Here is a 22,549-nt window from a genome sequence, read left to right as displayed (position 1 = left end):
GTGAGAGAGCGTCGGGTCTTACGCGGGGCCGAGGGCCTGCAGGCCGGGGGCTACGGAGAGGTTGGGTTCGGGCTGGCTGAGGTCGCGGGCGCGGAGTACGGCCATGGACTTGGAAGCCACCTTCAGCACCGAGCCGGCGTCGAGAGGGCCGCGCTCCACTCCGGTTCCGGCGGTATTGATCACCATGTCCCACGCGTCGGCGAACTCACCGGAGGGGAGGGTGAACTTGATGTCGTCGTCGTGCGCGTTGAAGTAGAGCAGGAAGTTCACGTCCGTGATGCGGCGGCCGCGGTCGTCCCGGCCCTGGATGCCGTCGCCGTTGAGGAACACGCCGATGGTCCGGCCGAACCCGCGGCCCCAGTCCTCGGGCAGCATCTCCATGCCGGCCTCGTTCAGCCACACGATGTCCGGCAGCTTCTCGCCCTTGCCGCGCCGCACCGGCCGGCCGTCGAAGAAGGTGCTGCGCCGGAACGTGGGGTGCTTGGCGCGCAGCCGGTTCACCGCAGCGGTGAAATCCATGAGCGGCATGTCGACGGCGTCCCAGTTGACCCAGCTGAGCTTCGAATCCTGGCAGTAGACGTTGTTGTTGCCCTGCTGCGTTCGGCCGAGCTCGTCGCCGTGCAGGATCATGGGCACGCCCTGTGAGAGCAGCATGGTGGCGATGAAGTTCCGCTGCTGCCGCGCCCGGAGCGCCAGCACCGCCGGATCCGTTGTGGGGCCCTCCACGCCGCAGTTCCACGAGCGGTTGTGCGATTCGCCGTCGCGGCTGCCTTCGCCGTTGGCCTCGTTGTGCTTCTCGTTGTACGAAACCAGATCCCGCAGGGTGAAGCCGTCGTGTGCCGTGACGAAGTTGATGGACGCCACCGGACGCCGCCCCGACCGTTCGTACAGATCCGCGGACCCGGTCAGCCGCGACGCAAACTCGCCCAGCGTGGCTGGCTCGCCGCGCCAGAAATCGCGCACGGTGTCGCGGTACTTGCCGTTCCACTCCGTCCACTGCGGCGGGAAGTTGCCCACCTGGTAGCCGCCCGGTCCAACGTCCCACGGCTCCGCGATCAGCTTCACCTGCGACACGATTGGGTCCTGCTGCACCAGCTCAAAGAACGTGGAGAGCCGGTCCACGTCGTAAAACTCGCGGGCTAAAGCGGCGGCGAGATCGAAGCGGAACCCGTCCACATGCATCTCGGTGACCCAGTAGCGCAAGGAATCCATCAGCAGCTGCAGGGAGTGCGGCTGCCGCACGTTCAGGGTATTTCCGGTGCCCGTGTAGTCGACGTAGTACTGCCTGTCATTGTCCAGCAGGCGGTAATACGCAGCGTTATCGATTCCCCTGAAGCTCATGGTGGGCCCCAGATGGTTCCCTTCCGCCGTGTGGTTATAGACGACGTCGAGAATCACCTCGATCCCCGCACGGTGCAGTGAGCGGACCATCGCCTTGAAGTCCTGGACCTGCTGGCCCATCTGGCCGATCGAGCTGTACGTGTTCTGGGGTGCGAAGAACCCGATGGTGTTGTAGCCCCAGTAGTTGCTCAGCCCCTTCTCCTGCAGCGTCCCGTCGTTGACGAACTGGTGCACCGGCATCAGCTCGATGGCCGTGATGCCCAGCCGCTGCAGGTGCGCAATGACCGCGGGGTGGGCGACGCCGGCAAAGGTGCCGCACTGCTCTTTGGGCACCTCGGGGTGCAGTTCGGTGAGCCCCTTGACGTGCGCCTCGTAGATAACGGAGCGGTGGTAGGGGACCCGCGGCGGCCGGTCGCCGGCCCAGTCGAAGAACGGGTTGATCACCACGCCCAGCATGGTGTGCGGCGCCGAGTCCTGGTCATTGCGGGAGGAGGGGTCGCCGAAGGTGTAGGAGAACATGGCCGGGTGCCAGTGGACCTGCCCGGAGATGGCTTTGGCATACGGGTCCAGGAGCAGCTTGTTGGGATTGCAGCGCTGGCCCCTGGCAGGGTCGTAGGGCCCGTGGACCCGGTACCCGTACTTCTGCCCGGGCTGGATCTGGGGCAGGTAGCAGTGCCACACATACCCGTCAGCTTCGAGGAGCTCCACGCGGGATTCGGTGCCGTCGGCGGCTATCAAACACAGCTCGACGGCGGTGGCAGCCTCGCTGAAGAGCGCGAAGTTTGTCCCCATCCCGTCAAAGGTCGCACCCAGTGGATACGCGCTGCCCGGCCAGACTTCCATGATCACTCCTGCGGCTGTTCAGTTATTTCGGAAACCATATTCGATGTCCGGTTGGGGTCCGCGCGCCTCGCCCTGCTTCAAGGCTAAGCACACTTAGTAGTTTCGCCAAGCCCGGGTATCAAGCTGCAATCTTGTAAATCAAATTGTTTGTGATTCTGGCCTCGCGGAGCCCGCGATTCCGCGGTGCCGGCCCGGCCCGCACCTAGGATGAAGGGGATGACTCCACCGGACAGCCCGCCGCCCTTCAGCCTTCGCGGCATCGCTGTTCCGGCTTTTGGCCCTGCACTCCTGTTCAGCGTTGGCCAGGGCGCGATCCTGCCGGTGGTGGCGCTGTCCGCCCGGCAGTTGGGCGCATCCGTGGCCGTGGCCGCCCTCATTGTCACGCTGATCGGGCTGGGCTCGTGGTTCTTCAACCTGCCGGCGTCGATGATCACCCTGAAGTTCGGCGAACGCTGGTCCATTGTGGGCGCGGCCGCCGCGGGGGCGCTGGCCCTGCTGGCCGCCGGGGTGTCGCTGGTGATCGGCAACGGGCTCTGGCTGCTCGCGGTGGCGATGGCCGTCGTCGGGATGTCAGCCGCCGTTTTCAGCCTGGCCCGCCAGAAGTACCTCACCGAGGCGGTGCCGGTGGAATTCCGCGCCCGGGCCCTGTCCACGCTGGGTGGGGTGAGCCGCATCGGCACGTTCGTCGGTCCGTTCATCGGCGCCGCGGCCATCGCTTTCGTTGGCATCAGCGGCGCCTACTGGGTGGGCGTGGCCGGGATGGCCGCGGCCGCCGTGCTCGCCGTGACCGTCCATGACCTGGTGCTGGCGGACGGGTCCTGCGCCAAGAGCGGTCCGGAGCCCACCCTGCGTGGGGTGGCCGTCTCGCATGCCGGCGTTTTTTTGACCGCCGGAGTAGGAATCCTGCTGCTCAGTGCCCTGCGCACCTCCCGCCAGGTGGTGATTCCGCTGTGGGCCGACAACCTGGGCCTCGACCCCACGCACGCGTCGTTGGTCTATGGGCTCTCCGGGGCGATCGACATGCTGGTCTTCTACCCGGCCGGCAAGGTGATGGACCGGCGCGGGCGTCAGTGGGTGGCCATCCCGTCCACGCTGATCATGGGCGTGGCACTGGTGCTGATACCCCTGACTGCCGGGTTCACCAGCCTGCTGCTCGTGGCGCTGCTCATCGGCTTTGGCAACGGAATCAGCTCCGGTTTGGTGATGACGCTGGGTGCAGACTTCTCGCCCGACCGCGGCCGCGGGCAGTTCCTGGGCCTCTGGCGGTTCATGGCCGACGCCGGCTCCGCCGGCGGTCCCGTTCTTCTCTCCGCGGTGACGGCCGCGGCCTCCCTCGGCGCCGGTGTGACGGCCACGGGCGTACTGGGGTTCGCGGCGGCAGGCGTGTTCGCCGTGGTGCTTCCCAGGCTCAAGCACCGCCGCAACTACTGACGCCGGCCTCCAAGCCCAACTGACTCGCAGTTGTTGTCGTTTTGACGGCTCAAAACGACAACTATTGCGAGTCAGTTGGGCAGGTTACGTCCCAGCCCAGCGGCGGAGGGTGCTGTTGACGAGGCCGATCAGCACGGCCGTCCACCAGCACGCCTGCGAGATGCTGAGTGCGATCAGAAGGCGCATGCGCAGCCGGCTGCCCAGTTCCCTGAAGCTTGTTTCCCGCGGAAGTGCGAACATCTTGTGCATGGCCGGGGCGATGCTCAGGCCGTTCAGCATCAGGACGAGCACGCAGCCGAGCTTCACGGCCGTCACCGGGTTGGTGATGTCGGGCTGGATGAGGGCGCCCGAGGTCAGCAGGAGCGCGAGGCCGCCCCAGATCAGGGGCTTCGTTGCGCGTTCAAGTTTTGGGGATGCATGCATGTGAACCTTGCCCATGAGCCACAGCAGGCCCAGCCAGTCGACAACGAGGATGGTGCCGAAGGCCAGCACGAGGGCGAGGATGTGGCCGGCGAGCCCGATGCGGTGTAGTACAGGGCCGAACTCCACGAAGTGCCCCACCAGCAGGGAGGCGAGCCAGCCAGCGGTGCAGAGGGCGCCCAGCAGGAACAGTCGGATGGTCTGCCTGCGGGACGAGGGGGTCCTGAGAGCGGCGCGGTTGCGGCGGGCGGGGGTGGCAGCGCGGTGGGGCTGGTACCTGGGTGCGGAGCTTGCCGCGGTTCGGGGTTCAGGGCGGGTCAAGGTGGTGCGGGTGTCGGCGAACATAATGCCGGCCTTTCATCACTGTTGTGCTCCCCTGAATGGTGACGGGAGCTGGACTGGCCGGGTGGTTCCGGACAGCAGGGAATTGCTGGGCTTCGTGTGGGCTTTTGGGTGCCTGGAGTGGCTGGCTGGCTCGCGCTGCGATGCAGGTCGGAGGCTGCCGGAGCCGGTGGCTCCAGAGTAGTTTCGGTCTACCTAAATGAATACGATACAGGTTGATTTATGGATTGCGCAAAGAAAGCGTGTTCTATTGATCGGCGCGTCCGCCCGGAATCAGGCGCGATTCTCGTGTAGGGACGGCGGGAACGAGCGGTCCCTCCGCGTCGGTAAAGACAGCCCGCCTGCGCGGTTTTTCGCCGCGATGCGGTGGCGTATCAGTCGTCCGAACCGTGGCCGCCGCGGCCGTCTCCGGGCTCGGATGCCTTGCGCTGCCCGCCCTTGTCATCGCGCAGTTCCGGGACGGTCCGCAGGCCGCCTTTATCGTCGCCCGGCTGGACGGAGACGACGCCGGGATCCCCCGCAGCGGGGGTGCCGGCAGGCTGGGACCCGACCGCGCCCCCTGGTTGGGAACGGGTGGTGCCGGCGGCCTGGGACCCGGCAGAGCCGGCGTCGGACGTGGCTGGAACGGTTCCGTCCGTATCGTCCCCAGGCGCGGCACCCTTCCCGGGGGTGGACGACGGCGTCGTCCGCCGTCCGCCTTTGTCCTCACCGGATTCCCGTGTCCGGGTGGTCTTCGCGGGTGTAGCCGGCGTTTCGTTGGCGGCGGTGGTGGCGTTCGCTTTTGCTTTCGCGCCGACGGCGGCGGCCGGCGCGGGAGTCCTGGTGGGGTTGCTGGGCAGGAGGATGCTGTTGGCGTTGCCGGTACCCGCCGGGGTGGTGTTGAGTACGTGTGTGTTGACGGCGAGAGCGGCGGATCCGGTGACGAGGATTCCGGCCACGGATAGTGCGAGGGCTGCGCTGGTTTTCATGGTCCATCCTGGATGTCGGTGGAAGTATCGGATGCGGGAGGTGCGGGGGGTTATCCGCCGTCTTGGATCTCGCGCAGATGCGCCAGCATCGCCTGTTCGGGGTGCCCCGGATGTTCGGAGATGTGCCTGAGCAGGGCCAGCCGGATCTCCGAGTTCAGGCCTTCGTCGCCGAGAATTTCGCCCATGAGCCGCATCAGCTGGCGGTGCATGATGCCGCCCTGGGGGGCGCGCCGTGGGGGCCGGTTGCCGGTTGCCTCGGCGGGACGGTCGGTGCCGGGCGGGGCAGGGAACGCTGCGGGGCCACCGGCTACCTGGCGGGCAGGTAGCCTCTCCGGCGCCGGGGACTGCCAAGGGCTGCCACCGGGTGAATACGGGTCAGGGCTCATCATGTCGTTTACCTTCCACCTGCGCCGCCCCGCGGGCCCTTCCGGCATGCGCTGAGACCGGCGGCGTTGCCGGCAAATCCCGGTGAAGGGAAAGTGCCGTCTGCCGTTATTGTTCCGGCACTCCATGGTGGATTTGCTGGTTAACCTTGGGGCGCAGAGGAGGGTGAGGTCCCCCCATCCGGCCTCCGCGTCTGCGGCGTGCGGCCGTGAGCGGCCGCCGCCGGGTTGGGGGTCTCGGCGCTCCAAGGTTAAACGGGATTTTCCTAGGAACGGCTGGCACTCTTTTTCCATCTGGTCCTTCGCCACAGCCGCGAGTGGTCGCTCGACCAGCTCGCCGGCCCGGCATTGCACCCCCCTGACATGCCGGGCCGGCAACCCCAACCTTCTGTTGGGACCGCCGCCCTCCTGTACGCGCCGCTCTCTGCCGGCCACAACTCTGCCGGCCGCCATTCTGCCCAGGGCCCGCTGGCGCGAGCCAAAAGTCTGCACCCAGGACCCGCCGGTCCGAAGCCGCCGGTCCGGAGCCGCCGTCGTCGGTCAGAACACCTGTTCCACAACCGCCTGGGTGAGTTGCCGGATGATGGTTGTTTGAACCGGGATGTCCGCGATGCTGGGGCCGAGGGAGTACACCACGAAGGCGTAGGCGCGCTGACCCTGGACCAGGATGCTCGCGTCGTGAAGGTTCCCGTTGAGCAGTCCGTACTTATGGAAAACCGTGATCTCCGGCGGCACCGCGGCGGGGATCAGTGTCTCGTAGTTTGTGTTCTGCATGTAGGAAAGCAGCTCGGCGGTGTGGGCCGGGCTGAGCAGGCGACCGTTGTAGAGCAGGACCAGGATTTTGGCAGTCTCCGCCGCGGACAGCGTGTTGAAGGTTCTGTCGTACGGAATGCCGAGCGACGCCGCATAATCGTGGATCCCCTGGTAACCGATGGCGCCAAGGATCAGGGCCCAGGACGTGTTGTTGCTCTGCTGGATCATCTGGTGGATCTGGAAGGCCGCAGTATGGCTGCCCATCGGCGCCGCCAGGGACACGACGCCCGCTTCGGCAAGGTGGTAGTACGCGGCCGCGGCAAGAATCTTGCCGGTGCTGGCCGCCACGAACTTCTCGCGGACGCCGTACTGGCGGACCACGCCGTCGGACATGTCAACGAGCGCAACCCCCAGCTGGTAGCGGCTGTTGACCGCGATGATGGCGTTGAGCTGCGCCTCCAGGGTGGCATCAAGGGGTGCCACTTGCGGTGCCGCCTTTGGCGGGGCCACGGGCTTTGGGGGTGCCGCCTTTGCGGGCGGCGCAGCCGGCGGGCTGGAAGGACGCACGACGGCGGCGAGCGGGGAAGGTGCCACTCGCCTGGTGGCCGTCGGCTTGGGGTTCGGTGGTTTTGTGCGGCTTGCGGCTGGAGCCGGAGTCCCGGCAGCCGACAGCGGCGTCGGCTTGGTTGTTGGGGCTGCAGGGGACTTTGAGGGCAACGGCGCTGCCGCCGTGACCACCTTTGAAGGCGCGGCCGAGGGGGTCTGCGCTGTCGCGTAGGCAGTGGTAGCGCTAAGCGCTATGGCGGTGCAGATGATCAGGAGCCGATGGCGCGGTTCCGCCGGCCACAGGCCTGTCTGCGCGGACTCTTTTCGCAGCCCTTCTCCGAGCCGGTGGCGGCCCGTAGGGCCGCGGTGCCGGCCGGGGGCCCCGCTCATGGTTCGGACCTCATCGTCATGGCCTCATGGCCTCTGGACCGGAAATGTTTAGCGCCTGCCACTCGCGTCACCCCAATTCGTCTGCCAGCCTTCGTCAAGGGCGGGCCTACGGCCACGCTTGCACCCGGAGGTTGGGAAAAGGTGGGGTTTTACCTGGAGACGGTTGACTTAGGCCACTAAATTGGGGGTTGCCGGAATCCCCGCTGTGCAACTATCGCGGAAACTACTGGAGGCAGTGACTACGCCGTACGGCCGCTACGGCAGTTGCCTCGGACTCGCGGGAATGACGGGGATCAGGCCGGTAGGGAGCTTGATCTCGGCGTCCTCGGGGCGGTCCTGCCCGGCCCGTTCGATGGCCGCCCGGAAATGGGGCAGGCTGCGCCCCACCATGTCCTCGCTGGCCGTGAGGGAAATCCGAAAAAATCCCGGGGTCTCGAACAGGACGCCCGGGAGCACGAAGACGTCCTCTTGGCCGAGCGCCTCGGTGAAGGCCTCGTCGTCGTGAATGGGGGAGCGGATGAACAGGTAGAAGGTACCTTCGGCCGGCCGGAGCCGGTATCCCATCCCGCCCAGCTCCTGGACCAGCCGGTCCCGCTTTTGCTGCAGCTGGCCGACGTCGATGGTGAACGTCTCCAGCCGGGGAATCGCGTACTGCAGCACGGCGTTGGGGTAGATCCAGCCCATGGCCAGCTGCATCGCCTCGATGGCGGTGCCGAGTTCTTTGCGGTCCGGCATGCTGGGCGGCAGGGCCAGGTATCCTATCCGCTCGCCCGGCGCCAGGTGGGTCTTGCCGTAGGAGTAGGCCAGCAGCGTGTACGGATAGAACTCCACGGGACTGTGGAAGCGGGCGCCGTCGAAGACGATCCTGTTGTACGGCTCGTCGGACACCAGGAAGATCCGCCGTCCTATCCGTGCCGACGCGTCGTCGAGAAGCGTGGCCAGCTGGCGGAGGAGCTCGGGCGGGTAAATCCTGCCGGTAGGGTTGTTCGGCGAATTGATGATCACCACACGGGTTCGCTCCGTGATGGCCGCTTCCATGGCCGCGAGATCCAGGTCGAAGGTGTCGAGGTCGATCCGGACCTTGACCGGGACCAGCCCGGCCTCCACGACGAGTGGTTCGTAGAGGAACCACGGCGGCAGGCTGTAGATGACCTCGTCTCCCGGATCCGCAACCGCCTTCAGCGCAAGGGCGATGGCGGTGAAGCCTCCGGTGGTGAGGTACAGGTCCTCGGGTTCAAACGGAACGTCGAGCAGCCGGCTTAGGGAATCCGCAGCTGCCTCGCGGGCATCCACCTCGTTGGACTTGTACGCGAACCACTGGTCGTCGTGCGGGTGCAGTGCGTCCCGGAGCGCGTCCACGTAGGCATCCTGCGGCATCTGGTGCGGGTTGCCCAGGGTGAAGTCGCAGATGCCAGGCAGATGCCTGCGGCGGGCGTAGGTGGAATGGTTCAGGTACTCCGAGATCCTCCGGAAGGACGGAATGGAGGCCACCTCAAGGGCACGGCGCGAGGCCGGGGACTCCGTCACAGCCCGGCTTCCTGCGGCTTGGCGTTGGCGTTGGCATCGGCGCTGGCCTTGGCGTCGACCTTCGCCGTAAGCAGCAGATATTCCCACTCCATCTGCGCGGGCGTATCGCCGTGGGCTTCGATGTACGTGCTGGCAAGTTCCGTGAGGGCATCGTCCAACGCCCTGGCTTTCTCCTCGTCACCGGAGAGCGACTTGTACACGGAGATCGTGGGGCCGTAGTGCGACTTGAAATAGTGCAGGAAGTCCTCGGGCTGGCGGAAGCTGGTGATGGCGACGGTCCGCTTCTGCGCCCGGATGTCGCCCAGCCTGTCGCCGAACAGCTCGCGCACGTGGTCTTCGCTGCCCCACAGCGGCGGCGGCTGCGCCCCCGGCGGGGGCGGCGGCGCGAACGGCTTCATCGTGGAGAACATCTGCCCGATGAAGCCCTCGGGGGTCCAGTGCAGCAGGCCGACGGTCCCGCCCGGCCTGCAGACCCGGACTATTTCGTCGGCGCTCGCCTGGTGGTGCGGGGCGAACATGGCGCCAAGGCAGGACATCACGACGTCGAACTCGCCGTCCGCAAAGGGGAGATGCTCGGCGTCGGCCTCAACCCACTCAAGCCCAACGCCGCGGTCGGCAGCCTGCCGCCGTCCGGCGTCGAACATCTCGGGGGTAAGGTCGCTGGCTATCACCTTGGCACCCATCATGGCCGCGGGGATGGCCGCATTGCCGGCGCCGGTTCCGATGTCCAGGACGCGCTGGCGCGGTTTGATGCTGCAGGCCTCCACGAGGATGGCGCCCAGATCCGCGACGAGCTCACTGGCGAGGGCAGGGTAATCGCCCTGCGCCCACATGGCCCGGTGTTTCTCCTTCAGGGCCTTGTCCGCCCCCGCTTCGTCGTTCATGTCCGCGCACCTCTGCTTTCGCAGGTCCAGTAGCAGCCCGCTGCTGAGTCAGTGGAGGCTGTGGTGCGACTTATTGTCGGCTTCCCGGCTGGCCTTGTAAAGGTCACGCATTCCCCGACTGGGTCGCAGCTCCGGGCGTTCCCAGCGCTGGGAACGCCTTGACGTGCTACCTAGGGAGGGGGAAGGGGAGGTCAGCGCCCGGGTGAGTCCCGGCGTCGGACGGCATACGCGAACAGCGACGTCGTGGCCACGGTGGCCAGGTAGCCGGCGATCACGATCAGCGAGATGCCCGCCCAGAAGTAGTTGGTGGTGCTGTCCTCGTGGCCGATGCCCGGGGCGATCATGACCAGCGAATATACAGACACCGCAGCCGAGGCCAGCCCCAGCACGACGGGCAGGCCGATCCACAGCCGTGCCGAACCCCAGTGCCCGCCGAAGCCGTCCCAGACGTTCCACTCATGGCCGTCGTTGCGGAGAATCAGCCAGCCCGCGGGGATCATGAAGCAGCCCACCACCAGGAACGCCGCCACCACATCCGCAGGCCGGTGCCACTGATTCACCAGCGTGGACATGCCGGAGGCGATCGCGAACGTGCCGCCAACAAAGCCGGCCAGCGGCCGCCACCGCGGGGACGCCATCAGGAACACTGCCGCCGCCGCGGACGCCGCCAGCGTGGTGTGCCCGGACGGCAGCGAGTTCAGCTCCAGCGTCTCCACGCCACGGTACGGCCGCAGCGGCAGCAGGTCCTTGAGCACCTGCGTCGCGACGTTCGCCGCGACGCACGCCGCCACGGCAATGCCCGCGGCCCGCCATCGGCGGTGTATCACCGTCACCAGAAGAACGACGACGGCGGCCATCACCAGGGAGATGGTGGGCAGCCAGTCCAGGAACCGGGTGGTCACCTTGCCGGCGGGCCCGTGGATTGCGACGGCCTCCACCAGTGCTGACTCGTCCATGAACTGCCCCGTGGTGGTGCGGACGAAGTAGTAGTAGGTGGCCGCGAGGCCCGTGGCGCAGGCCAGGGTGGCCACGGCAAACAGGAAGCCGGTGCCCGCTGCGAGGCGCATTTTTCCGGCTGGCCGGCGGGACTTCTGACGGCCCCGCTGCTGGCCACCTTGTTGCTGACGGCGGGGGTCCCTGAGCTCGAACATCATCAGAACAAGGGTGTCACAGTTTGCTGGGAGGCGCCTGTCCGGCCGGTGAAGGCACTCTGTTGCTCCCTCTCTTACGCGCTGTTTCTCGGCACCATTGTTTTTGACGCCGGTGGACTCTCGACACTCCCATGCCGGGGGAATACGTTGTGGGCATGACTGAGAACCCAGACGACCCCCGCCGCGGTAGTGAAGAAAACGGCCGTGAAGAAAGCGGCCGTGAAGAAACCGGTAATGAAGACACCGGCCGCGAAGACACCGAGCTCAGTACCAAGCTGGACCCCGATTTCATCCCCCAGCAGGGCGATACCCCCGAAGCGCAGCGCGCCCGCGAGCACCCGGAGGAAACCGGCAGCTGACGCTTCGGAACCCGGGCCAAGCGGCGGGCTGATCGGGGGCCAAAACGCGGGCGGGCTGGGGGCTAAAGTTGGGGCATGGGCGGACTCGTGGATGCACTTGGCCCCATCCTGGAAATAATGACGTGGGTGGGCTTCCTCCCCGGCGTGCCGTTGCTCGTGTGGGGACTGATTATCGACAGGCGCCGCTGCGCCTGGACCAAAACCACGGGTGAGGTTTACACCGCGGGCGGCTTCACCGGCTTCCGCTGGACCGACCAGGAGAACGTCCCGCGCCAGACCCTGGTGGACTCCGACGTTGCGCGTGGCCTGGTGGCCGGCACCAAATTGGAGCTCCACTACGACCTCTGCCACCCTTCACGCTGGGGCCTGAAACCTCCCAAGCACGACAACGTCATCCTGATCCTCGGCTGGATCCTCACCGGAGTCGGCATTGTGAGCACCGTCGGTGGATTTGTGCTGCTGCTCTTCTGACGGGGCCCGTCTTCCTTCTGAGTGTCCGGCCTTGTAATCGTCCGGCTTTGTGAGAGTGCTGGAAAACCAACCCGTCCCGGACATGCATCGGGTACCCGTGCCGCGGCGGGTACCCGGTCTATGGGGCAGCCTGAGCTGCGTTTTCCGTCTGTCAGACGTGCGGATCGACTGTTGCCGCCCGGCCGCCTCGGGCGGAGCGACCGCCGCGCCGGTTCCTGTCCCGCAGGTGGTCCAGCAGCGCCTGTTCAGGATGCCCGGGGTTCTCGGCGAGGTGTCGCAGTAGCCGGCGCCGGACTTCGGACCGGGGATCGGCCGTGGCGAGAACGTTGTGGATGATGTCCAGGACCTGTTGGTGGAGTTCCGAGTCGTCCACCATGATGGTGGTGGGTTGGCCATTGGGGGAGTCAACCGTGGAGCCCCATCGCTCCGGCGGAATGGGCTCATACAGATCGCGGAATTCCGTGTGCATCACTGGCTCCTTTTTGCGGGGGGAAACTGCTTCTTCGGATTGCCGCCGCGTGCGCTTAGTCATTGTTGCTGCCACTCCTGCCGCTGTTGCCGGAGAGACCGCTGTTACTACCGGAGAGACCGCCTTTGTCACCGAGCTGGCTCGAGGACGTTGAATCGTCTGTGGGAGCCACTGCCGGGGAAGTGACCTGGCCCGGTTCCACGAGCTCGACGCCGGGATCGTCGGAGGACACGTCGGGGTTCTCGCCGGAATTGGCAGTGTCGTCCGGGGCCGGTTTTGCCGGCTTCGTGGAAAGTGGCGAGGAGGTGGCAGGGTTCAGCGGCGCCGATTTGAGCGCCGGTGATGAGGTCTGGGGCGTGGCCGTGGGGTTGGTGCGCGGCGACAGTCGCGGGGTTTCAATGAAGCCGTCGATGTTGAGGACCGAGTCGCGGGGCGCCGGTTCTCGAACAACGATGCCGGGTTCCTGACCTGTCGGAGCCCCGGTGACAGCCTGCGCCCAGACGGTGATGCTGGCGAGACCCACCAGCGGAATGCTCAGCAAAGACCATTTCTTCATCAGCCTGCCACACCTCCTTCGTGCTTTCACTTTGCGGCGCGAAGGTGAGGAAGGGATGAGACATGGATGAGAGTCTTCTCATGCACCCGGCCACGGCCTTGCGGGCAGCACCGGAAGCCGTCTAAACCGGATCGCCGTCGGCCGTGTCGGCGTCGGCAGGTGGAGCTGTCGCGGCCGGGCCGGGCAGGCACAGGAGGCGGTAGCCCACCCCGCGGACAGTCTGGATGCGCTCCTGGCCGAGCTTGTGCCGCAGGTACCGCACGTACACGTCCACCACGTTGGAGGACCCCTCAAAGTGGTACCCCCACACCCGGCTCAGGAGCTGCTCGCGGCTGAGAACCTTGCCGGCGTTCTCCATGAACGTCCGGGCCATGACGAACTCCCGCGCGGACAGGTCGATCACCCTGCCGCCGATCTCAGCCGTGCGCAGGTTCACGTCGAGGGACAGATCGCCGCAAACGAAGGTCGGGGCGGCGGTGACCGCCTGCGCGCCCCGGAGCCGGAGCTTGATGCGGGACAGCAGTTCCTCGAACCGGAAGGGTTTGGTCATGTAGTCGTCCGCGCCGCCGTCGAGCGCCGCCACGGTGCTCTCCAGGCTGTCCGCGGCCGTCAGCACGATCACCGGAATCATGGAATGCATGTCGCGGAGGGTCTTCAGGACGGTCAGGCCGTCCATCCTGGGCATGCCGATGTCCAGGATGAGGAGGTCAAACTCCCCGGACGTCGCGTAATCCAGCGCCTTCACGCCGTCGGAAACCTGGGTGGTGGTGTAGCCGGCCGCGGTAAGGCCCTTGGCGAGGAAAGCGGCAATGCGGGGCTCGTCGTCGGCGATCAGGATCCGGGTCATGCCATGCCTCCCGCCCGGGCAGCCAGGTCAATGCTCGACGCCGGTCCGGCCGGCTTCGGTTTGCGGCCTGCGGCGCCCGGTTTCTTGGGCCTCCATCCCTTAGGACCCGGTTCCCGAGTGTCCGGGTCCCACGTAACCGGTCCCCTATGCCGGGCCCCACCCTTAGCAGCTGTGCCTTCGGGGCCGCTTCGGCCGGCGGTGTCCGCGGCGGCGGAGTCTTCGGATTTGCCGCTTGCATCCTCGCCGGACGGGATCCGGAGCACGAAGCGGCTGCCTTTGCCCTCCTCCGACTCCAGCAGCACCGTGCCGCCGTGTGCTTCGGCGATGGCCTTGACGATGGACAGGCCCAGGCCCGAGCCTTCCGACACCGCCGAGTTGCTGCCCTTGCCGAAGCGCTCGAAAATGCGCTCGTGGTCGTCTGCGGGGATGCCGGTGCCCGTGTCCGAGACCCAGATTTCCAGCTCCCTGGACGAGGAGTCCCGCGCTGCCAGCTCCCGCACAACTACCGCCCGCCCGCTCTGGGGAGCGCCGTCGTCGGCCTCCACCCAGGCACCGCCAACGGAAATCCGGTCCGACTCTGACGTGTGTTTCACCGCGTTCGCGGCGAGCTGCTCCAGCGCCTGGGTAAGCCTGCGGCGGTCGGCGTGGATCAGGCCGCCGGGCTTGGCGTCCAGCTGCCACTGGCGCTCGCCGAGAACCCGGACCCGGTTGAGGACGTCCTCCAGGAGGTCGTCCGCCTCCACCCAGGCGGGCGTCACAAAGTCGGGCCGGCCGCTGCGGGCAAGGATCAGCAGGTCATCCACCAGCACCTGCATCCGGTCGAGCTCGTCCAGGAGCAGCATGCGGGTCTGGTCGACGTCCTCGGGATCCTCGGCGCGGAGCAGCTCCAGGTAACCGCGGATGATCGTCATGGGGGTGCGCAGCTCGTGGCTGGCGTCGTGGACGAAGCGGCGCTGGTTGTCGAAGCCGGACTCCAGCCGCTCGAGCATCCGGTTGAAGTTCATGGCCAGCTGGGCGATGTCGTCCGTGCTGTCGGGCACCTCAACCCGCTTGGTCAGGTCCTCAAAGGTCGTGGCCTCCGTGGCCTCACGGAGCCGCCGGACAGGACGCAGCAGCCGCCCGGTGACCAGGTAGCCCACCAGGCCGGTCAGCGCCAGCGTCGCCAGGGACGCCAGGCCGAAGGTCCACATCGATCCGAAAACCTCCGCTCGCTGGGCGCCGATGTCGCTCGAGGCAATGAGCAGGCCCTGGCTCTGGCGGCCACCGGCCAGGGAAACTGAGGTGATGGCCAGCCGCACCTGCTGGCCGTTGAGGTCAACGTCCCGCATCACGGTCTGGCCGGGCCGGCTCCAGTCCCACACGTGTTCGGTGATGGCGGCCGTATTGAGGTCAGTTTCCTGCTTTGCCCGAGGCAGGATGACGTTGCCGCCGCGGACCATGGTCATCACTGACTCGTAGCCCCCGGGAGCCCCGTTGCGCAGATACGTTGTAAAGAGCTCGTGCAGCGAGGTGTAGGCACCACCGCCGGAACTCGGCTTGCCCTGTTTGGCCAGCTCGTCCAGGTTGTTCCGCGGCAACTGCAGCTCGGCGTTGACGCGGTCGTTGAGGCTTTTCAGCTGGGCGGCATGCGTGGCCGCGCCGGCCACAAAGAGGCCCACAGCCATGAAGACGAGCAGCGTGGCCAGCAGCCGGAACCTGACGGAATGTACTTCCGAGCGCAGTGCGCCGGCCGCGTTCATGGAACTACCTGCCCGTATTTAACGTGTGACGTACGTGACAGGATGCACGGCAAGGCCAGCGGCGCAAAATTTTTTTCAAATCCGGAGCGGCCGGCAAAGACGCTCATCGCCGAGTACTCGGAGTACTTGCTTGCACCCGGTACGGCCATGGTCCGTCTCATTAGATCACCCATTTCATGCTGATTCGGCGGTCCTCCGGGGACGAGGATCGCACCAGTACCGCTCTAAACTGCGGTAATACGAATCTAACCCCGCGTTCTTGGGAAAAACTTGGTGTTTCTGGACCCCGCTGCACTCCGGCCGGCGGGTCTTAGGGGAGCGGCGGCCCGCCCCGACCGAGTGGTGGGCCGCTCTGTGCAGAAGCAACCAAGTAGCGTAGCCGCCGAAAGTCGAGTACTCGCTACTCGTGCCCCTACTTGCCCGAGTGACAAGTATGAATCCAAGCCATTCATGGGGAATGCGGTTCATGGGGATAGTAGGTGCACAAATGGTTCAGACAGTTGCAGAAGATACTCGTTGGTCCCGGAGGGGCAACGACGACGAGTACCTTCCTAACTCAATGGAAGACACCGGTGGCGCAACGACGAAGTTGTCCATCAACATCCTGGGTCCGCTCCGTGTCCGCCGCGGCGGCGCGGTGATCGGATCCCACGAACTTGGCGGTCCCAAGCCCCGCCAGGTCCTCGAAATCCTGTTGCTCAAGCTGGGGACCCCTGTCTCCAAGAACCACCTGATCGACGTCCTGTGGAACGGCCAGCCGCCGGCTGAAGCCCTCTCCACGCTCGAAAGCTACGTCAGCGTCCTGCGCCGCCACCTCCAGCCCGGAAGCGGCAAGGGTGGCGCTCTCCGCACGGTCACGGGCGGCTACATGATCGACCGCACCATGGTTGACCTGGACCTCGACCGCTTCGATGACCTGCTCAAGCAAGCCGGACATGCCTCCCCGGAGGAGTCCTTCCGGCTGCTCGAGAAGGCCCTCGATATTGCTTCGGTGCCGCTGCTCGGCGATGAGCTGCTGGCCGGCTGGGCCGAGGAAGAGCGTGCGCTCCACTCCGCACGCGTCGCCAGCATCAAGGCGCGGGCAGCGGAAGCCGCCGTCGCCGTCGGACACCCGGAGCGGGCGGTGGCCCTTGCCAGCGAACTGCTGGTGGACGATCCCATCAACGAGCGCGCCTGGACCGCACTGGTCCTGGGCCTCGAAGAATCCGGGCAGTACATGGAAGCGCTGCGGGCCTACGGGCGCTGCCGCCGGGTCATGGACCAGGAGATCGGCTGCCTCCCCGGACGCCAGCTGCGGGAAGCGCACGCCAGGCTGCTGCAGGCAACCGCCGCCAGCGAGGATGAAATGGACCTCTCGGATTCTGACGCTCCCGTCTCGGCAACATCCCAGATTACCCGGGAAATCAGCATTCTGACCATCGACGACCACAGCACGTTCACCGAACTGCTGACCGCCGCCCTCGACCGCGAGCCCGACCTGCGCAGCGTCGCCTCGGCCACCACCGCCAAGAGCGGGGTGGAGCAGAGCATCGCCCTCAAGCCCGACGTCGTGATCATGGACTTCCACCTGCCCGACGGCGACGGCCTCACCGCCGCCGCCCGGATCCTGGCGGACGCACCCAGCACCCGGATCGTCATGCTCACCGGTGACCCGACGCCGGAAGCGCTGCGGACCGCCGCCTCCATGGGCATCTGCGCGTTCCTGCCGAAGGGCGGATCGCTGTCCACCCTGCTGGACACCCTCCGCTACGCACGGGCCGGCAACATGGTGGTCCACCCCTCACTGGTGGCCCAGCTGGGCATGTCGACCCCCGCTCCGGCCCCCGTGGCCCGCGAAGTGGAGCCCGGCGGACCCGTCCTGACGCCCAGGGAACTGGATGTGCTGCGGCTGATGGCCGGCGGCCACGGATCGAAGGAAGTGGCCAGCAAGCTGGACATCTCCCTCAACACCTGCCGCGGCTACGTCAAGGCGATCTTCGCCAAGCTTGGAACGCACTCGCAGCTGGAATCGGTCATGGAAGCGTCACGGCGCGGCATGCTCGAGCAGCCGTCCCATGGCTAGGCCATCCCTCCGCAAACCTGCCCTCTTCCGCCCGTTCGAATCGCCGGCCCACCACAACTCCGAGGTTTTCAAGGCCGTCCGGCGGTTCCTGCTGATGGGGCTGGTTGCCCTGGTGGTGGTGACCACGCCTGTGGCCTTCTGGATCTGGTCCGAGGCCGAACGCCACGCACTGGAGAACTCCAAGGAGGCCACCGACCACCTGGCCAACAACGTGGTGGGGCCGCTCCTGGACGAGGAAGTCCTGTCCGGCGAGCCCACCGCCATTGACCGGCTGGACGAGCGGCTCCGCCCCTGGATGGGGGAGTCGTCCGTCTTTGAGATCAGGCTCTGGGACAAGAGCGGACGCATCGTCTACTCGGAAGACCCCAAGCTCATCGGCCACACTTTTCCGCTGCCGGACGAGGCACAGGAAGTCCTCGACGGCGGTGACGTCCCCGCCAACCTGCAAACGCAGAGTGACGAAGTCAATTCGCCCAGTGCGGAAAACGGCGAGCTCGTGGAGGTTTACGTCCCCGTGACTGCTCCCGACGGGCAGAAGTTGGTGTTTGAGACTTATTACGACGACGACGGCGTGCGGCAGGAGCAGGCGTCCGTCCTGCTCGGCATGGCCCCGCCGTTCCTGCTGTCACTTGCCGTGCTGCAGCTTGCGCAGCTGTTCCCGGCCGTCCGGCTGGCCCGCAGGATCCAGGCCTATGAAGCCGGCCGCAGCCGACTGCTCCGCCGGGCCATCGAAGCCTCCGAGCTGGAGCGGCAGCGCATTGCCCGGGACCTGCACGACGAAGTGATCCAGGAGCTCTCGGGGCTGTCCTACGTGATTGAGTCCGAGGAACTGCACAGCCCGGTGGGCCAACGGGCCCTGTTCTCCGACGCCCGCCGGATCCTGCAGGACAACGTCCGCAGCCTGCGGGCCATGACCAGCGAGCTGTACCCGCCGGACCTCAACCGGCTCGGCCTCTCGGGTGCGCTGGCGCGGCTGGGTGATCCGCTCGAGGAACGCGGGATCAGCCTGGAGCTTGACCTGCCGGGCCAGTGCGAGCTGGACCGGGACCGCGCGGCACTGTTCTACCGGGTGGCCCGTGAAGCCCTGGCCAATACCGGCAAGCATTCAGGGGCGAGGAAGGCCGAACTCCACCTTCACCAGGACGGCGACCGGTCGGAGATCCGGATCCAGGATGACGGCTGCGGCTTCGACCAAAGCCAGGGCTCACCGGAAGGGCACTTCGGCCTGCGCATCATGCAGGACACCATCGGCGAGGCCGGCGGCACCCTCCAGGTGACGTCCGCACCCGGCCGTGGGACCACGGTGATCGCGCGCTTCGGAGTCGGGGACGCCAAGGCTCCCGCTGCCTTCGACCACGAGCAGGAACCGGTGCCGTCGGCGTAACTCCCGCAGCAAACGGAACCACAGGCCGCCGGCCCCTCCAACGACGTAGGGGTCGGCGCAGTTCCGTTGTCCACATAGCGGCGGCGGCGTGGCCGCCGGTGCGAAGTGCCCCGGTACAGTGAATTCATGCCTCTTCAGTACCCGCCCCTCGAGGACCTGCTGCAAAGCGCCCGCGTGGTGGTTCTGCCCATGCGCGTGAAGTTCCGCGGGATCCTGGAGCGCGAAACAATGCTCCTCCGCGGCCCGCTGGGATGGGGCGAGTTTGGTGCGTTCCCCGAGTATGCCGACGCCGAGGCCTCCCGCTGGTTGGCAGCGGCCATCGAGGCCGGCTGGCACGGTTTCCCTGAGATGCTGCGGACCAGCATCCCGGTCAACGCCACTGTGCCCGCCATTGAAGCGGACCGGGTGCCGGACATACTGGCCCGGTTCGGCCGCGTGGACGCCGTCAAGGTCAAGGTGGCAGAACAGGGCCAAACGCTCGACGACGACGCCGCCCGGGTCGCCGCTGTCCGGGCCGCGCTTCCGGACGCTGCCATCCGCGTGGACGCCAACGGCGGCTGGGACGTTCCGGCGGCGGTGACGGCGCTGGCCCGGCTGGCCGGCGTCGGGCTCGAATACGCGGAGCAGCCTGTGCCGGATATTGAAGGCCTGGCGGAAGTGCGCCGGCGGCTCCGCGCGGCGGGGGTGCCGGTGCTGATCGCAGCCGACGAAAGTGTCCGCAAGGAGGAGGATCCCCTCAAGGTGGCGCGTGCCGGCGCCGCGGATCTCCTCGTAGTGAAGGTGGCGCCGCTCGGGGGAGTCCGGCGCGCGCTCGAGCTGGTCGCGCAGGCGGGGATGCCCGCCGTCGTGAGTTCCGCACTTGATACGTCTGTGGGGATCCGCGCCGGGCTTGCTCTCGCCGCCGCACTCCCGGAATTGCCGTATGCATGCGGGCTGGGGACGGTGTCGCTCCTCGCGGCGGACGTTGTTACCGAGCCGTTGGTGGCGGACGACGGCGCCATCGGCCTGCGCGAAGCCGCCGCTGACGAGGGCCTGCTTGAGCAGTACGCCGCCCCGGCCGAGCGCCGGGACTGGTGGCTCGCCCGGCTCCGCCGCGCCTACGCAATGCTCCCCGCCCCGGAGTAACCCTCCCCATAAAACGCTCTATCAGATCCTGCGGGTTTTTTCGGGACGCTCTATCAGGTCCTGCGGGTTTTCCTGCGACGCTCTGTCAGATCCCGCGGGTATTCCTGCGACGCTCTGTCAGGTCCCGTCGCTTCAGAGGCGACGCTCCCGTATCCACGTGCCGAGTTCACCGGATCTTCATCTGAGTGTCGGCTTCCGGTTGGCTTTCGCTGGAAGGGTGGCGGTGCCGCATCTAAACCCTTGGAAGGTCTCTCTCCCATGTCTGAAATTTCTGGACGCAAGCTCGCTCTGCTGCCCATGCTCGGCCACACCAAAGGTAAGCGCAGCCCTGTTACCTGTGCGCTCAAGTGCGACAACGCCTGCGCGGGCGACGTCTGCAACACGAGCTCCAACAGCTACTTCCGCGACATAGCCTCCACCACGCTGTCCCGCCGCGCCGCCCTGGGCGTCGGAGCCGCCGGTGCCCTCGCCGTCGTGCTTGGCGGCGCCGTGACGTCCCCCGAAACGGCCGTCGCCGACGGCGGAACAGGGCTCTCGGCCGCAGCCAAGAACGGCTTCGGCCAAGGTGCGTCCAAGCTGCAGTTCACCGCCATCCCTTCCGTCGGGGCCGACGTCGACGCCGTGACGGTTCCGGCTGGTTTCACCTGGCAGCCGGTGATCCGCTGGGGCGACCCGATCTTCAAGGACGCTCCCGCGTTCAAACTGGAGAGCCAGACGGCCGCAGCCCAGGAACGCCAGTTCGGCTACAACAACGACTACTCGGACATCCTCGAGATCCCCGGCAGCAAGGGCCGCCGCGCGCTGCTCTTCGCGAACCACGAGTACACGAACGAGAACATCATGTTCCCGGCCAGCACGCCCGCTGAGCAGATGCGTGCGGTGGGTGCGGCTGCCCACGGCCTGACGGTCGTCGAGCTGGAGCGCAAGAACAAGAACAAGCCGTGGAGCTACGTCCAGGGCGCCCGGCTCAACCGCCGATACCTGAACAGCACCCGCTACGAGCTGACCGGCAGCGTCGCCGGCTCGAACCTGGTCAAGACCGTGGCGGACCCGGAGGGCCGCTGGATTAACGGCACGCTGGGCAACTGCTCCGGCGGCACCACGCCCTGGGGCACCATCCTCTCGGGCGAGGAAAATTTCAACGGCTACTTCGTCGCACCCGGAACGTCCGCCTCGGACAAGCGCTACGGTCTCACCAACAAGGCCACGGCGCGGCAGTGGGAGCTCGACGACCCCCGGTTCAACGCCAACAACCCCGGCTACGAAAACGAAACCAACCGCTTCGGCTGGATTATTGAGGTGGACCCGTTTGACCCCGCGTCCACGCCGAAGAAGCACTCCGCGCTGGGCCGCTTCAAGCACGAGGGCGCCAACGTGATCGTGGCAAAGTCAGGGCACGTCGTCGCGTACATGGGTGACGACGAGCGTTTCGACTACCTGTACAAGTTCGTCTCCAAGGCCAAGTACCGCGAGGGCGACCGCAAGCACAACATGACGCTCCTCACCGAGGGCGACCTGTACGTTGCCAAGTTCACCGGCAAGGCCCCGGCCGCCGAGATCGACGGCACCGGCTCCGTCCCGTCCGATGGCTCCTTCGACGGCACCGGTGAATGGCTGCCCCTGGTGGTCGGCGGAAAGTCCATGGTGGCAGGCATGTCGCTCGAGGAAGTGCTCGTATACACCCGGCTGGCTGCGGACAAGGTTGGCCCCACCAAGATGGACCGCTGCGAGGACGTCCAGCCCAGCCTGCTCACCGGCAAGGTTTACGTGGCCTGCACCAACAACTCGGACCGCGGCAAATCCGGCAAGGAGGGCGCCACCGAGGTCAACCCGCGCAACGAAAACCGTGACGGGCACATCGTGGAAATCACCGAGACCGGCGACCAGACGTCCACCAAGTTCACGTGGAATCTGCTGATGGTCTGTGGCGATCCTTCGACCGGTGATGTCACCTACTTCTCGGGCTTCCCGGCAGACAAGGTCTCACCGATTTCCTGCCCGGACAACCTGGCCTTCGATTCCGTGGGTAACCTTTGGATCTCCACCGACGGCGCCCCGTCCGGCATCGGCAAGGCTGACGGGCTCTTCAAGGTCACCCTGGCCGGCCCCGAGCGCGGCCGCGTGGAGCAGTTCCTCGCCATGCCCCGCGACGCAGAAACCTGTGGTCCCATCATTCACGACACCGAGCGGACCGTGTTCGTGTCCGTGCAGCACCCGGGCGAGGAAGGCACCTTCGAGGCGCCGCGCTCGTACTTCCCCGACTACGTGGCCGCCGGCGCCACTCCCCGCCGTGGCCAGGTTCGGGCTCCGCGTCCGGCCGTGATCCAGGTGTTCCCCTCCTAGCCTCCGGCTCCGCGGCGTCCTGTAGACGCTCCGTCACGTCTGGGCGGGTTTTTCCTGACGCTCCATCAGCTCCTGCAGGTTTTCGGCCGACGCTCTCTCACTTTCCTTGGGAAAGTGAGAGAGCGTGGGGGTCTGGGCGGCGGGAGGTGAGAGAGCGTGGGGGTCTGGGCGGCGGGAGGTGAGAGAGCGTGGGGGTCTGGGCGGCAGGAAGTGAG

Annotated in this window: 19 protein-coding genes; 7 read left to right on the top strand and 12 right to left on the bottom strand. The window is 66.8% G+C overall.

Translation table 11 applies throughout. The features are described 5' to 3' along the window. Positions 1-18: 18 nt before the first annotated feature. Positions 19-2,184 carry a glycogen debranching protein GlgX gene (glgX, locus tag AC1DFE_RS15075; RefSeq protein ID WP_476906686.1) on the bottom strand — a complete coding sequence of 722 codons (2,166 nt, stop codon included), beginning with the start codon at positions 2,182-2,184 and terminating at the stop codon, positions 19-21. Between the two features lie 216 nt (positions 2,185-2,400). Between glgX and AC1DFE_RS15070 the strand changes: the two genes are divergently transcribed. Continuing rightward, positions 2,401-3,615 carry an MFS transporter gene (locus AC1DFE_RS15070; RefSeq protein ID WP_476906685.1) on the top strand — a complete coding sequence of 405 codons (1,215 nt, stop codon included), beginning with the start codon at positions 2,401-2,403 and terminating at the stop codon, positions 3,613-3,615. Between the two features lie 84 nt (positions 3,616-3,699). Here the strand turns inward: AC1DFE_RS15070 and AC1DFE_RS15065 are convergent, their stop codons facing one another. From AC1DFE_RS15065 to AC1DFE_RS15035, 7 genes are all read right to left on the bottom strand, one after another. Continuing rightward, positions 3,700-4,380 carry a hypothetical protein gene (locus AC1DFE_RS15065; RefSeq protein ID WP_476906684.1) on the bottom strand — a complete coding sequence of 227 codons (681 nt, stop codon included), beginning with the start codon at positions 4,378-4,380 and terminating at the stop codon, positions 3,700-3,702. Positions 4,381-4,751: 371 nt separating this feature from the next. Next, positions 4,752-5,345, bottom strand: a complete 594-nt coding sequence (locus AC1DFE_RS15060; RefSeq protein ID WP_476906683.1) for a hypothetical protein — start codon at positions 5,343-5,345, stop codon at positions 4,752-4,754. Between the two features lie 50 nt (positions 5,346-5,395). Then, the gene (locus AC1DFE_RS15055) at positions 5,396-5,734 is read right to left on the bottom strand and encodes a hypothetical protein (RefSeq protein ID WP_476906682.1); all 339 of its coding nucleotides are present in this window, start codon (positions 5,732-5,734) and stop codon (positions 5,396-5,398) included. 534 nt (positions 5,735-6,268) lie between these two features. Then, on the bottom strand, positions 6,269-6,964 hold the full coding sequence (locus tag AC1DFE_RS15050) for a serine hydrolase (protein ID WP_476906681.1): 696 nt from the start codon (positions 6,962-6,964) through the stop codon (positions 6,269-6,271). A 708-nt stretch (positions 6,965-7,672) separates the two neighbouring features. Further along, on the bottom strand, positions 7,673-8,944 hold the full coding sequence (locus tag AC1DFE_RS15045) for an aminotransferase class I/II-fold pyridoxal phosphate-dependent enzyme (RefSeq protein WP_476906680.1): 1,272 nt from the start codon (positions 8,942-8,944) through the stop codon (positions 7,673-7,675). Then, positions 8,941-9,828 carry a class I SAM-dependent methyltransferase gene (locus tag AC1DFE_RS15040; RefSeq protein ID WP_476906679.1) on the bottom strand — a complete coding sequence of 296 codons (888 nt, stop codon included), beginning with the start codon at positions 9,826-9,828 and terminating at the stop codon, positions 8,941-8,943. The genes AC1DFE_RS15045 and AC1DFE_RS15040 overlap by 4 nt, the downstream gene beginning before the upstream one ends. Before the next feature lie 191 nt (positions 9,829-10,019). Continuing rightward, the gene (locus tag AC1DFE_RS15035) at positions 10,020-10,895 is read right to left on the bottom strand and encodes a phosphatase PAP2 family protein (protein WP_476906678.1); all 876 of its coding nucleotides are present in this window, start codon (positions 10,893-10,895) and stop codon (positions 10,020-10,022) included. 239 nt (positions 10,896-11,134) lie between these two features. Here AC1DFE_RS15035 and AC1DFE_RS15030 point away from each other — a divergent pair, with 239 nt between their 5' ends. Both AC1DFE_RS15030 and AC1DFE_RS15025 read left to right on the top strand, forming a co-directional pair. After that, a complete protein-coding gene (locus tag AC1DFE_RS15030; RefSeq protein ID WP_476906677.1) occupies positions 11,135-11,338 on the top strand; it encodes a hypothetical protein in 204 nt (67 codons plus the stop codon). Positions 11,339-11,413: 75 nt separating this feature from the next. Continuing rightward, on the top strand, positions 11,414-11,809 hold the full coding sequence (locus AC1DFE_RS15025; protein WP_476906676.1) for a hypothetical protein: 396 nt from the start codon (positions 11,414-11,416) through the stop codon (positions 11,807-11,809). Positions 11,810-11,960: 151 nt separating this feature from the next. Here the strand turns inward: AC1DFE_RS15025 and AC1DFE_RS15020 are convergent, their stop codons facing one another. From AC1DFE_RS15020 to AC1DFE_RS15005, 4 genes are all read right to left on the bottom strand, one after another. Continuing rightward, entirely contained in the window at positions 11,961-12,278 is a 318-nt protein-coding gene (locus AC1DFE_RS15020) for a hypothetical protein (protein WP_476906675.1), read from the bottom strand. Positions 12,279-12,333: 55 nt separating this feature from the next. Beyond that, positions 12,334-12,834 carry a hypothetical protein gene (locus AC1DFE_RS15015; protein ID WP_476906674.1) on the bottom strand — a complete coding sequence of 167 codons (501 nt, stop codon included), beginning with the start codon at positions 12,832-12,834 and terminating at the stop codon, positions 12,334-12,336. A gap of 121 nt (positions 12,835-12,955) precedes the next feature. Further along, positions 12,956-13,681, bottom strand: coding sequence for a response regulator transcription factor (locus AC1DFE_RS15010; protein WP_476906673.1), 726 nt, complete (start codon positions 13,679-13,681; stop codon positions 12,956-12,958). After that, positions 13,678-15,420, bottom strand: a complete 1,743-nt coding sequence (locus tag AC1DFE_RS15005; RefSeq protein ID WP_476906672.1) for a sensor histidine kinase — start codon at positions 15,418-15,420, stop codon at positions 13,678-13,680. Before AC1DFE_RS15005 ends, AC1DFE_RS15010 begins: the two co-directional genes overlap by 4 nt. 487 nt (positions 15,421-15,907) lie before the next feature. Between AC1DFE_RS15005 and AC1DFE_RS15000 the strand changes: the two genes are divergently transcribed. The 4 genes from AC1DFE_RS15000 (at position 15,908) to AC1DFE_RS14985 (ending at position 22,334) form a co-directional block, all read left to right on the top strand. Next, positions 15,908-17,482 (top strand): BTAD domain-containing putative transcriptional regulator, encoded by a 1,575-nt coding sequence (locus AC1DFE_RS15000; protein ID WP_476906671.1) that lies wholly within the window; start codon positions 15,908-15,910, stop codon positions 17,480-17,482. After that, positions 17,475-18,866, top strand: coding sequence for a sensor histidine kinase (locus AC1DFE_RS14995; RefSeq protein ID WP_476906670.1), 1,392 nt, complete (start codon positions 17,475-17,477; stop codon positions 18,864-18,866). The genes AC1DFE_RS15000 and AC1DFE_RS14995 overlap by 8 nt, the downstream gene beginning before the upstream one ends. Before the next feature lie 126 nt (positions 18,867-18,992). Then, entirely contained in the window at positions 18,993-19,991 is a 999-nt protein-coding gene (locus AC1DFE_RS14990) for an o-succinylbenzoate synthase (protein WP_476906669.1), read from the top strand. A gap of 258 nt (positions 19,992-20,249) precedes the next feature. Beyond that, entirely contained in the window at positions 20,250-22,334 is a 2,085-nt protein-coding gene (locus AC1DFE_RS14985) for a PhoX family protein (protein WP_476906668.1), read from the top strand. The last annotated feature ends 215 nt before the right edge of the window (positions 22,335-22,549 follow it).

The organism is Arthrobacter sp. 05T423 (genome assembly GCF_056396245.1).
This window is presented reverse-complemented; position numbering and strand designations above follow the sequence as displayed.